Below are 11749 nucleotides of genomic sequence, written 5' to 3'. Positions count from 1 at the left end.
ACGCTAATTTGATCGAGTATCAGGAACACTTACATGATCGCTTGCCTGCGGCTGTTCACTGCCCTCTGCCTCGCTGCCTTGTTGGCCGCGTGTGCCAGCTCCCCTTCCTCCAGCCTTGGCGAACTTCCACGGACTCCGGACGCCAGCATCGAGCAACTGCTCGAACAGGCTGCCCAGGCTAAAACCCCGGAACAAGCCGCCCTGCTGCGCCTGAGCGCAGCAGACCAGGCTTATCGCCAAGGCAATGCCGGCCAGTCCGCGCAAATCCTGCAACAAGTGCCGGTGGAGCAACTCAAGCCAGGCCAGCAGATTTTCGCCAATACGCTGTCCGCCGAACTGGCCATGACGCGCAATCAGCCTAAAGCTGCGCTGACCGCCCTGAGCCATCCGAGCTTCCAGAAGCTCAGCGAAATGCCGGAAGAGCAGCAAGTGCGCACTGGCACTGTTCACGCCCGCGCCCTTGAAGCCGATGGCCAGACGCTGGCCGCTGCCCGTGAGCGTGTGTTCATTGCACCGATGCTGGAAGGCGAAGCGGCGAGCAAGAACCACGAAGCGATCTGGACCCTGATCGCGTCGCTGCCAACCGATCAATTGCAACCGAACAACACCGACGATCTCGGCGGTTGGATGGCTCTGGCGCAAGCGGTGAAAACCGCAGGCACGCTGGAACAGCAACAAGCCGCAATCGACAACTGGCGTGCGCAGAATCCAAAGCACCCGGCGGCTGTCAACCTGCCGCTGCCATTGACCAAACTCAAGGAACTGGCCAGCCAGCCACTGAGCAAAATCGCCCTGCTGCTGCCACAGGACGGCCAATTGGCGTCGGTCGGCAAAGCGCTGCGTGAAGGCTTCATGGCCGCGCATTATCAGGCGCAACAGGCCGGCCAGAACCCACCTGCCATCGAGTTCTACGACAGCTCGAAGCTGACCTCGATGGACGAGTTCTATCGCAAGGCCCAGGCTGACGGCGTGCAACTGGTAGTCGGCCCACTGGAAAAACCACTGGTCAAGCAACTGAGCACTCGCCCGCAACTGCCGATCACCACCCTGGCGCTGAACTACAGCGAAGGCGAGCAAGGCCCGGCGCAACTGTTCCAGTTCGGTCTCGCTGCTGAAGACGAAGCTCGCGAAGTTTCCCGTCGCGCTCGTGCCGACGGCCTGCATCGCGCCGCGATCATGGTGCCGAAGGGCGAATGGGGCGATCGCGTCCTGCGTGCCTTCAGCCAGGACTGGCAAGCCAATGGCGGCAGTATCGTTGCCACCGAGCGTGTCGATCAGCCGGTGCAACTGGCCCAGCAGATCGCCGACATGTTCCAGCTGCGTCAGAGCGAAGCTCGCGCCAAGAGCCTGCAGAATGTTGCCGGCACCAATGTCGCCGCGCAGCCTTCGCGTCGCCAGGACATCGAATTCATCTTCTTGGCCGCCACGCCGCAACAGGCCCAGCAGATCAAGCCGACCCTGAACTTCCAGTACGCCGGTGACGTGCCGGTCTACGCGACTTCCCACGTGTACAGCGCCAGCGGCGACGTCAATCAGTACAACGACATGAACGGCATTCGCTTCTGCGAAACCCCATGGCTGCTGGAAACCAGCGATCCGCTGCGCCAGCAGGTGGCTGCGCAATGGCCGCAAGCCAATGGCAGCCTCGGTCGCCTGTACGCCATGGGCGCCGACGCCTATCGCCTGGCACCGCGCCTCGGCCAACTCAAGGCCCTGCCGGACAGCCGCATCGAAGGTCAGTCGGGTAGCCTCGGCATGACCCAGACCCAACGCGTAGTGCGCCAGTTGCCATGGGCACAGTTCGTCAGCGGTCAGGTACAGCGCCTGCCGGACACACCGCGCTGATGCCCGACAGGTCACGCTCGCAAAGCGGCAAGGATGCCGAGCGCCAAGCGCTCGAACATCTGCAACAACAAGGTCTGCGCCTGTTGGCGCAGAACTGGTTATGCAAACGCGGCGAGCTTGATCTGGTCATGCTTGATGGCGATACAGTAGTATTCGTTGAAGTTCGCTACAGAAAAAACACTCAATGGGGTGGCGCGCTCGCCAGTATCGACGAGCGCAAGCAGCAGAAACTGATCTTTGCAGCACAGTATTTTCTTCAGCGCGAGTCGCGTTGGGCCAATTCCCCCTGCCGCTTCGATGTGGTGGCGATCGACAGCCACCCGAATCAGCTGAACTGGTTGCAGAATGCTTTCGACAGTTGATCGCCTGCACCCTGCCCTGTTTTCGTCCGACACATTTTGCTCTTTGCTTTGCCGGCTGCACATTCACGTGCCGAACAGCCGCGCCACTTAAGGTCACACAGATGGACATGCAATCCCGAATTCGCCAGCTTTTCCAGGCCAGTATCGACACCAAGCAACAGGCGATGGACGTACTTGCACCGCACATCGAGCAAGCCAGCCAGATCATGGTCAACGCCCTGCTCAACGAAGGCAAAATGCTCTCGTGCGGCAACGGTGGTTCGGCCGGCGATGCCCAGCATTTTTCTTCGGAGCTGCTCAACCGCTTCGAGCGCGAGCGTCCGAGCCTGCCGGCGATTGCGCTGACTACCGACACTTCGACGATCACCTCGATCGCCAACGATTACAGCTACAACGAAGTGTTCTCCAAGCAGATTCGCGCGCTCGGCCAGCCGGGCGATGTGTTGCTGGCGATTTCGACCAGCGGCAACTCGGCGAACATTATTCAAGCGATCCAGGCCGCACATGATCGCGAAATGATTGTCGTAGCTTTGACCGGACGCGATGGCGGCGGCATGGCGTCGCTGCTGTTGCCCGAGGACGTCGAGATTCGCGTACCGGCCAACGTCACTGCACGTATTCAGGAAGTCCACTTGCTGGCGATCCATTGCCTTTGCGATCTGATCGACAGCCAACTGTTCGGGAGTGAAGAATGACCCCTAATCGCCTTGGCCTTCTGGCCTTGACCCTGTGCCTCGGCATCAGCGGCTGCACCTCGGTGGTGAACGCCAGCCGTGAAGCGCCGATCGAAGACGACCGTGGCACGCGTACCTTCGGCAGCAAGATCGACGACTCGCTGATCGAAACCAAAGCAGGCGTGAACATCGCCAAGGCCGATCCGGCACTGGACAACGACTCGCACATCGTCATCACCAGCTTCAACGGCGTCGTCCTGCTCGCCGGCCAGACTCCGCGCGAAGACCTCAAGGCCAAAGCCGAACAGGCCGCCGCCAACGTCCAGCGCGTGAAGAAAGTGCACAACGAACTGCAAGTGCTGCAACCGTCTTCCCTGCTCGCGCGCCAGAACGATGCGTGGCTGACCACCAAGATCAAGACCCAGATGCTCACCGACGCCAGCATTCCTGGCTCGCGCATCAAAGTCGTGACCGAGAACGGCATCGTCTACCTGCTGGGCCTGCTGACCCAACAGGAAGCCACTCAGGCAACCAATCTGGTTCAGGGTGTGTCTGGTGTGCAGAAGATTGTGAAGCTGTTCGAATACATCGACTGACCTGATTACACAGAAACTATGGAGCGTGTAGGAGCTGACGAGTGCAACGAGGCTGCGATCTCTTGATCTTGCTTTTAAAGATCAAAAGATCGCAGCCTTCGGCAGCTCCTACACGACCAACGCAGACACAAAAAGGGCGATCCATTCGGATCGCCTTTTTTTATTTCACAACCTTCAAACTTGGCCGGCCACTCGGGCGTGGCGGCTCGCTGCCCGGTGGCGGCGAGTCGTCATCCGGATCGATGTCTTCCTCGTCGTCCATCGGCAACTCGAGGTCAAACACCATGCCCTGGCCGTTCTCCCGGGCGTAAATACCCAGGATCGCGCTGATCGGCACGTAGAGACTGTGCGGAACACCGCCGAAGCGGCCTTCGAACGTCACCACGTCGTTATCCATGTGCAGATGACGCACGGCACTCGGCGAGATGTTCAGGACGATCTGGCCGTCACTGGCAAAACCCTGTGGCACCTGCACCGCCGGGTACTCGGAGTTGACTAGCATGTGCGGGGTGCAATCGTTATCCACAATCCACTCGTAGAGCGCGCGGACCAGATAAGGTCGACTGGAGTTCATAGCGGCTCCTTAAGCCTTAGCGCATATCGCGTTCGACACCAGACAGACTCGCCTGGAAAGCCTCACGCGCAAACTGGCGCTCCATATAATCAAGCAGCGGCTTGGCCGGCCGCGGCAGTTCAATACCCAGAATCGGCAAACGCCAGAGTATGGGTAATAGGCAGCAATCCACCAGACTTTGTTCCTCACTGAGGAAGAACGGCTTGTCGGCGAACAGCGGCGAAACGCCGGTCAGGCTTTCGCGCAGTTCCTTGCGCGCCACGACCCGTGCAGCCTCTTTGCTCTTGGGATCCAGAATCAGATCCACCAGCCCGCACCAGTCACGCTGAATCCTGTGGATCAGCAGACGGCTGTTGGCCCGCGCCACCGGATAAACCGGCATCAGCGGCGGGTGCGGGTAACGCTCATCCAGATACTCCATCACCACGGTCGACTCCCACAACGCCAGGTCACGATCGACCAGCGTCGGCAGACTGCCGTAAGGGTTCACCTCAATCAGTTTAGGCGGCTGGCGGCCCGCTTCCACGTAAATGATTTCGGCGCTGACACCCTTCTCTGCAAGCACGATGCGCACTCGGTGGGAATAGTGGTCGGCGGGGTCGGAGTAACAGGCCAACCGATTGGTCACGCCCATGGCGATCCTCCTCGCTTGTTGAATTTGTCGGAACCGGAAAAACGCGCGCGCCCAGAGGGCACCTCCCGCAGGGTCTGACTGAGCAGATCCTGCTTTAGCGGAGGCGCCCTTGGGCGCGCGCGATTAACAGCAATGCTTGAAGCGTATCAGTGCACGTCTTTCCAGTATTCACGCTTGAGCAGGTAGGCGAACACAAAGAAGAACGCCAGGTACAGCAAGACATAAGTACCGATGCGCTGATGTTGCAGCTTAACCGGGTTAGCCGAGTAAGCCAGGAAGGTTACCAGATTCTTGACCTTCTCATCGAACTGCTCTTCGTTCAGAGCACCGGACTTCGGCACGATGGTCAACTGATCGCACGCTTCGTGGGTCAGCGGCGTGCCGGTCAGCGGATCGTATTGCTTCTTGCCGTCTTCGACGATCTGCACCTGTTTGCAGCCGACGACCTGACGACCTTGCAGGCCGACCAGCACGTTAGGCATGCCGACGTTCGGGAAGACCTTGTTGTTCACGCCCCATGGACGCGCCGGATCTTCGTAGAACGACTTCAGGTAACCGTAGAGCCAGTCGGTGCCACGTACCCGCGCTACCAGAGTCAGGTCCGGCGGCGCTGCACCGAACCAGGTCTTGGCGTCGGCCGGCTGCATGCCGATGTTCATGTGGTCGCCAATCTTGGCACCGGTGAACACCAGCTTCTCCAGCATCAGCTCGTGCGGGATGCCAAGGTCATCGGCGACGCGCTCGTAACGCTGGAACTTGGCACTGTGACAACCCATGCAATAGTTGGCAAAGGTCCGCGCACCATCCTGCAGGGCGGCTTTGTCGGAGACGTCGATATCGACACTTTCCAGTTCCGGACCATGGCCCCCGGCAGCAAAAGCCAGGGAAGGCAGCGCAGTAAAAATCAGAGCAAGAAATAACTTTTTCATCAGCCAGTCACCCTTTCCGGAACCGGTTTGGTCTTCTCGAGCCGGGTGTAGAACGGCATCAGAATGAAGTAGGCGAAATACAGGAAGGTGCAGACCTGCGACAGCAACGTGCGCCCCGGCGTCGGCGCAAGAACGCCGAGGATGCCGAGAATCACGAAAGAAATGCAGAACACCACCAGCCAGATTTTGCTCATCCAGCCCTTGTAGCGCATCGATCTCACCGGACTGCGATCCAGCCATGGCAGCACGAACAGCACCGCAATCGCCGCGCCCATGGCAATAACACCCATGAGCTTGTCCGGGACCGCACGCAGGATTGCGTAGAACGGAGTGAAGTACCAGACCGGGGCAATGTGCTCAGGCGTCTTGAACGGGTTAGCCGGCTCGAAGTTTGGTTTTTCGAGGAAGTAGCCGCCCATTTCCGGGAAGAAGAACACGATGAAGCAGAAAATGAACAGGAACACCACAACGCCGACAATGTCCTTCACCGTGTAGTACGGGTGGAACGCAATGCCGTCCAGCGGGATGCCGTTTTCGTCTTTGTGCTTCTTGATATCGACGCCGTCAGGGTTGTTCGAACCGACTTCGTGCAGCGCCAGAATGTGCAAGACCACCAGACCGAGAATCACGATCGGCAGCGCGACAACGTGCAAGGCGAAGAAGCGGTTCAGGGTGATTCCGGAGATCAGGTAGTCACCACGAATCCACTGGGTCAGGTCATCGCCGATCAGCGGAATCGCGCCGAACAGCGAGATGATCACCTGGGCGCCCCAGTACGACATCTGGCCCCACGGCAGCAGGTAACCCATGAACGCTTCGGCCATCAGCGCCAGGTAGATCAGCATGCCGAACACCCAGACCAGCTCGCGCGGTTTTTGGTACGAACCGTAGAGCAGACCGCGGAACATGTGCAGATAGACGACGATGAAAAACGCCGAGGCGCCGGTCGAGTGCAGCAGACGCAGGATCGAACCGTACTCAACGTCGCGCATGATGTATTCAACGGAAGCAAACGCCTCTTCTGCCGACGGCGTATAGCTCATCGTCAGCCAGACGCCGGTGACGATCTGGTTGACCAGCACCAGCAGTGCCAGCGAGCCGAAGAAATAGAAGAAGTTGAAGTTCTTTGGTGCGTAATATTTGCTGAGATGGTCTTCCCACATTTTGGTCGCGGGAAAGCGCGCATCAACCCAATCCATGAACTTGCTCATCACGCTTTCTCCGTATCGACGCCAATGACAATCAGGTCATCGGTCTCATAGGAATGCGGGGGAACTGGCAGGTTCAAAGGCGCAGGTTGCGACTTGTAGACGCGGCCAGCCAGATCGTAGTGGGAACCGTGGCACGGGCAGAAATAGCCGCCTACCCAGTCCTTGCCCAGATCCGCAGGTGCCACTTCGGGACGGAAGGTCGGTGAGCAACCCAGGTGCGTACAGATCCCGATCAGCAGGAGAATTTCCGGCTTGATCGAGCGTACTTCAGGGTCGACATAAGTGGGTTGCGTGGAGTTTTTGGAGGTCGGATCGGAGAGCTGACCCTCGATCTTCTTGAGATTCCCCAGGATTTCCTCGGTACGGCGGACAATGAACACCGGCTGGCCGCGCCATTCAGCAATCATCTGCTGGCCTGGCTCGATTTTGCTGACATTCACTTTCACCGGTGCACCGGCAGCTTTCGCCTTGGCACTGGGAAACCATGACCCCACGAACGGGACCGCAGCCCCCACCGCTCCTGCAGCACCCACCACGGATGTGGCTGCCACCAGGAAGCGACGCCGGCCTGCATTCACGCCGTCATTGCTCATTCAGTCCTCTCCCATCAGCTTTTTTGGCCTGTTAAATCAGGCGTCTACTAAATAAATCAAATGTTACTTATAAAAATTTTGCCCGAATGGTAATGAAAACCCCCAATTCTGACAAGGTTAATTGCCCGGGGCTCAGCCCCTTAAGCCTTGGAGTATAGGGGGTCTACGGCTGTGGCAAGTTGTCACAACGCAATTCTTTGATAAATCGCAGGCATAAAAAAACGCCCGCTTCCGTGAGGAGGCGGGCGTTCTTTTTTGAACGCGGAAGCGGAATTAACGCTTCGAGTACTGCGGACGCTTACGCGCTTTACGCAGACCAACTTTCTTACGTTCAACTTCACGGGCGTCGCGGGTAACGAAGCCAGCTTTGCGCAGAGCGCTACGCAGGGTTTCGTCGTAGTCCATCAGAGCGCGAGTGATGCCGTGGCGGATTGCGCCAGCCTGACCACTTACACCACCGCCGATCACGGTGACGTAGATGTCGAACTTCTCGACAGTCTCGGTCAGCTCCAGCGGCTGACGAACTACCATGCGGGCAGTTTCGCGGCCGAAGAAGTTATCCAGCGAACGGTTGTTGATGGAGATGTTACCAGTACCCGGACGCAGGAAAACGCGTGCGGTTGCGGTCTTGCGACGGCCAGTGCCGTAATTTTGAGTCGCCGACATAATGAACTATTCCGTTAAATCTTCAGTTCTTGGGGCTGCTGAGCAGTATGAGGGTGTGCAGCGCCCGCATAGACTTTCAGCTTACGGTACATGTCGCGACCCAGTGGGTTTTTAGGCAGCATGCCTTTAACCGCGGTCTCGATCACGCGCTCAGGGGCTTTGGCGATCAGCTTTTCAAAGTTGATCGACTTGATGCCGCCCGGGAAACCGGAGTGGGAGTAGTACATTTTGTCAGTGGTTTTAGCGCCGGTAACACGGATCTGCTCGGCGTTGATGACGACGATGTAGTCGCCGGTGTCAACGTGAGGAGTGTACTCAGGCTTGTGCTTGCCACGCAGACGGCTCGCGATTTCGGTGGCCAGACGACCCAGGGTCTGACCAGCAGCGTCGACGACAAACCAGTCGCGCTTTACTGTTTCCGGTTTAGCAGTAAAAGTTTTCATTCTTTATAGCCTCAGGGGCCGCCTGTAAATAAGACGGCGGATCTTACTGAATAGTGCGTACTTTGACAAGTCAAAGGCAGCCGGATACAGACGCTTTCGGGGGCTCGGGTCGGCGCGTCCGTTCAACGGCAAGATTCTTCGGCGGCGGCGCATCACTTCCACTGCAGAAAGAGGTCGGCAATTATGCAGATTGCGAAAAATTTTTCAACCTGCTTTTATGATTGTTTTGCCCAAGGAGCACCCGATGGACTATCGCCAGCTAGGCCGTACCGACCTGAACGTGAGTGCAATCTGCCTCGGCACCATGACCTGGGGCGAGCAAAACACTGAGGCTGAAGCCTTCGCCCAGATTGAACGGGCCAAAGAGGCGGGGATCAATTTCCTCGACACCGCCGAAATGTATCCGGTGCCGCCCAAAGCCGAAACCTACGCCACCACCGAGCGCTACATCGGCAATTACTTCAAGAATCGCGGTGACCGTGCCGACTGGATCCTCGCCAGCAAGATCGCCGGCCCCGGCAACACCATCGACTACATCCGCGACAAGAACCTGCGCCACAACCGCCAGCACATCACCGAAGCACTGGACGGCAGTCTCAAGCGCCTGCAGACCGATTACATCGATCTGTATCAATTGCACTGGCCGGAGCGCAGCACCAACTTTTTCGGACAGCTGGGCTACAAGCACAAGATCGAAGCCAACCTGACGCCGCTGGAAGACACCCTCGAAGCCCTCGACGAACAGGTGAAGGCCGGCAAGATCCGCCACATCGGTCTGTCCAACGAGACGCCGTGGGGCACCATGCGCTTCCTCGCTCTGGCCGAAGCCCGTGGCTGGCCGCGTGCGGTGTCGATCCAGAACCCGTACAACCTGCTCAACCGCAGCTTCGAAGTCGGCCTGGCCGAGATCGCCATCCGTGAACAGTGCGGCCTGCTCGCCTACTCGCCACTGGCGTTCGGCTTCCTCTCCGGCAAGTACGAAGGCGGCGCCCGACCACCGAAAGGCCGTCTGAGCCTCTACAGCCGCTTCAGCCGCTATTTCAACCCGCAATCCGAAGCGGCGTGCAGCCGTTACGTGGCACTGGCCCGCGAACACGGTCTGGATCCGGCGCAAATGGCCCTGGCCTTCGTGACCCAGCAGCCCTTCGTCACCAGCAACATCATTGGCGCGACGACGCTTGAGCAACTGGACAGCAACATTGCCAGTTTTGATCTGAAACTGTCCGATGAAGTGCTGGCCGGGATCGAGGCGATTCACAAGGATCATCCGAATCCGGCGCCGTAACTGACCGCCAAAAGCTTCGCGAGCAGGCTCGCTCCCACAGGTACGGTTATCCCCTGTGGGAGCGAGCCTGCTCGCGAAGAGGCCAGTCGGATTAGCTCAACAGCGGAACGCGGAGCGTCCCCGGCGGCATTCCCACGCAGAGCGTGGGAACGATCATCACAGCGACCGCGCAATAATCTCCTTCATGATTTCATTGGTGCCGGCGTAAATCCGCTGCACCCGCGCATCCGCCCACGCCCGGGCCACCGGGTATTCCCACATGAAGCCGTAGCCGCCATGCAGTTGCACGCATTCGTCGAGCACTTTGCATTGCAGGTCGGTACCCCAATATTTGGCCATCGCCGCCGTCGGCACATCGAGTTTGCCTTGCAGGTGCAGCTCCAGGCAGCGGTCAACGAAGACCCGGCCGATCTGGATCTCGGTGGCCATTTCGGCCAGTTTGAAGCGGGTGTTCTGAAAATCGGCAATCGCCTTGCCGAACGCCTTGCGATCGCGGGTGTAATCCAGCGTCCATTGCAGCGCTGCCTCGGCCGAGGCCAGGCCGCCGATAGCCACGGTCAGACGTTCCTGCGGCAACTCCTGCATCAGATAGGCAAACCCGGCACCCGCCTGGCCGAGAAGGTTTTCCTTCGGCACGCGCACGTCCTGGAAGAACAGTTCCGAGGTGTCCTGCGCCTTCATGCCGACCTTCTCCAAGCGCTTGCCCTTCTCGAAGCCCGGCGTATTCGCCTCCACCAGAAACAGACTGGTGCCCTTGGCGCCAGCCTTGGGATCGGTCTTGGCCACCACGATCACCAGGTCAGCCAGAAAGCCGTTGGTGATAAAGGTTTTCGAACCGTTGATCACATATTTGTCACCGTCGAGCACCGCCGTGGTTTTCACCCCTTGCAGGTCGGAACCGGCGCCAGGCTCGGTCATGGCGATCGCCGTAACCATTTCGCCCGAGACCAGTTTCGGCAGATATTTGTGTTTCAGCGCCTCGCTGCCGTAATGCAGGATGTACGGTGCGACGATGTCCGAGTGCAGCGAGAAACCGATACCGGTCAGTCCCAGACGCCCGACTTCTTCAATCACCACGGTGCTGTAGAGGAAATCCGCGCCGAGCCCGCCGTACTCTTCCGGCAGATGCGAACAGAGCATCCCCGCCTCCCCCGCCTTGTTCCACAGCGCGCGGTCAATGTGTCCCTGCTTCTCCCACTGCGCGTGATACGGCACGGCCTCTTTTTCGAGGAAAGTTCGCACGCTGTCGCGGAACAATTCGTGCTCGGAGCTGAACAGAGTTCTGGGGATCATGCGGCACCTTTCTTTGTTGTTGGAGGGATACGGCTCTCAGAGACTAAGCCCGACTCCGGCTACGGGACACTGGACACATCCGACAAAAAATAAGACGATCCAGCCGTCTGGTGACCACTTTCCCTTATAAAAACAAAACAAAAGTTGAATTATGTCTAAGCACGTCTCCCCGCCCTTGCGGCGCGTCAGCATCCTGGCCATCGACCGGGTTTTCGCTTACACCCTCATGCAGGCCAAGGATTTTTTCCATGTGGCCAGCCTGCGTTACGGCAAACAACTGGGCCACGGCCTGACACCGGCGTTCGAAACGCGCCTGGTCAGCCCGGATGGCAAACCGGTAAAAAGCTTCAGCGACGTGGTCATGCCGGTCGACGGTGGCCTGGAAAACGCCGATGTGATCATCCTCCCGGCGTTCTGGGACGACTTCGATACGCTGTGTGGCCGTTACCCGCAAATCCTGCCGTGGCTGCGCGAACAGCATGCGCGCGGCGCGGTGTTATGCGGCGAAGCCACCGGAGTGTTCTGGCTCGCCGAAGCCGGGCTGCTCAACGGCAAGGAAGCAACCACCTACTGGCGCTTCTTCAATGCCTTCGCCGAACGTTTCCCCAAGGTCTATCTGAATCAGGACAAGCACCTGACCGACG

General features: G+C 58.8%; 14 protein-coding genes. 6 read left to right on the top strand and 8 right to left on the bottom strand.

The annotated features are described in order from the left end of the window. Positions 1 to 33: 33 nt before the first annotated feature. The 4 genes from OQK_RS15995 to OQK_RS15980 all read left to right on the top strand — a co-directional run bounded on the left by OQK_RS15995 (position 34) and on the right by OQK_RS15980 (position 3477). Positions 34 to 1845 carry a penicillin-binding protein activator gene (locus tag OQK_RS15995; RefSeq protein ID WP_016773266.1) on the top strand — a complete coding sequence of 604 codons (1812 nt, stop codon included), beginning with the start codon at positions 34 to 36 and terminating at the stop codon, positions 1843 to 1845. Next, positions 1845 to 2207, top strand: a complete 363-nt coding sequence (locus tag OQK_RS15990; RefSeq protein WP_016773265.1) for a YraN family protein — start codon at positions 1845 to 1847, stop codon at positions 2205 to 2207. Before OQK_RS15995 ends, OQK_RS15990 begins: the two co-directional genes overlap by 1 nt. 101 nt (positions 2208 to 2308) lie before the next feature. Next, a complete protein-coding gene (locus tag OQK_RS15985) occupies positions 2309 to 2902 on the top strand; it encodes a phosphoheptose isomerase (protein ID WP_008082788.1) in 594 nt (197 codons plus the stop codon). After that, positions 2899 to 3477, top strand: coding sequence for a BON domain-containing protein (locus OQK_RS15980; protein WP_016773264.1), 579 nt, complete (start codon positions 2899 to 2901; stop codon positions 3475 to 3477). The genes OQK_RS15985 and OQK_RS15980 overlap by 4 nt, the downstream gene beginning before the upstream one ends. Positions 3478 to 3637: 160 nt before the next feature. On the opposite strand, the gene OQK_RS15975 is transcribed toward OQK_RS15980, so the two are convergent. From OQK_RS15975 to rplM, 7 genes are all read right to left on the bottom strand, one after another. Next, on the bottom strand, positions 3638 to 4051 hold the full coding sequence (locus tag OQK_RS15975) for a ClpXP protease specificity-enhancing factor (RefSeq protein WP_016773263.1): 414 nt from the start codon (positions 4049 to 4051) through the stop codon (positions 3638 to 3640). Between the two features lie 16 nt (positions 4052 to 4067). Next, complete coding sequence (locus tag OQK_RS15970; RefSeq protein ID WP_007961620.1) at positions 4068 to 4685, bottom strand: glutathione S-transferase N-terminal domain-containing protein; 618 nt, start codon at positions 4683 to 4685, stop codon at positions 4068 to 4070. A gap of 146 nt (positions 4686 to 4831) precedes the next feature. After that, on the bottom strand, positions 4832 to 5614 hold the full coding sequence (locus tag OQK_RS15965) for a cytochrome c1 (protein ID WP_016773262.1): 783 nt from the start codon (positions 5612 to 5614) through the stop codon (positions 4832 to 4834). Next, positions 5614 to 6825, bottom strand: a complete 1212-nt coding sequence (locus tag OQK_RS15960) for a cytochrome b (RefSeq protein ID WP_016773261.1) — start codon at positions 6823 to 6825, stop codon at positions 5614 to 5616. Before OQK_RS15960 ends, OQK_RS15965 begins: the two co-directional genes overlap by 1 nt. Next, complete coding sequence (gene petA / locus OQK_RS15955; RefSeq protein ID WP_007917031.1) at positions 6825 to 7418, bottom strand: ubiquinol-cytochrome c reductase iron-sulfur subunit; 594 nt, start codon at positions 7416 to 7418, stop codon at positions 6825 to 6827. The genes OQK_RS15960 and petA overlap by 1 nt, the downstream gene beginning before the upstream one ends. Positions 7419 to 7691: 273 nt before the next feature. Continuing rightward, entirely contained in the window at positions 7692 to 8084 is a 393-nt protein-coding gene (rpsI, locus tag OQK_RS15950) for a 30S ribosomal protein S9 (RefSeq protein ID WP_003228056.1), read from the bottom strand. A gap of 14 nt (positions 8085 to 8098) precedes the next feature. Further along, a complete protein-coding gene (gene rplM, locus OQK_RS15945; protein ID WP_003228062.1) occupies positions 8099 to 8527 on the bottom strand; it encodes a 50S ribosomal protein L13 in 429 nt (142 codons plus the stop codon). A gap of 244 nt (positions 8528 to 8771) precedes the next feature. Between rplM and OQK_RS15940 the strand changes: the two genes are divergently transcribed. Continuing rightward, positions 8772 to 9812 (top strand): NADP(H)-dependent aldo-keto reductase, encoded by a 1041-nt coding sequence (locus OQK_RS15940; protein ID WP_016773260.1) that lies wholly within the window; start codon positions 8772 to 8774, stop codon positions 9810 to 9812. Between the two features lie 156 nt (positions 9813 to 9968). On the opposite strand, the gene OQK_RS15935 is transcribed toward OQK_RS15940, so the two are convergent. Then, positions 9969 to 11105 (bottom strand): acyl-CoA dehydrogenase family protein, encoded by a 1137-nt coding sequence (locus OQK_RS15935; protein WP_016773259.1) that lies wholly within the window; start codon positions 11103 to 11105, stop codon positions 9969 to 9971. 151 nt (positions 11106 to 11256) lie between these two features. Here OQK_RS15935 and OQK_RS15930 point away from each other — a divergent pair. After that, on the top strand, positions 11257 to 11749 hold a 493-nt coding region (locus tag OQK_RS15930; RefSeq protein ID WP_038860997.1), incomplete at its 3' end, for a DJ-1/PfpI family protein.

Origin of the sequence: Pseudomonas sp. R62 (genome assembly GCF_000257605.1) — a bacterium.
GTDB classification, from domain to species: Bacteria; Pseudomonadota; Gammaproteobacteria; order Pseudomonadales; family Pseudomonadaceae; genus Aquipseudomonas; species Aquipseudomonas atacamensis.
This window is presented reverse-complemented; position numbering and strand designations above follow the sequence as displayed.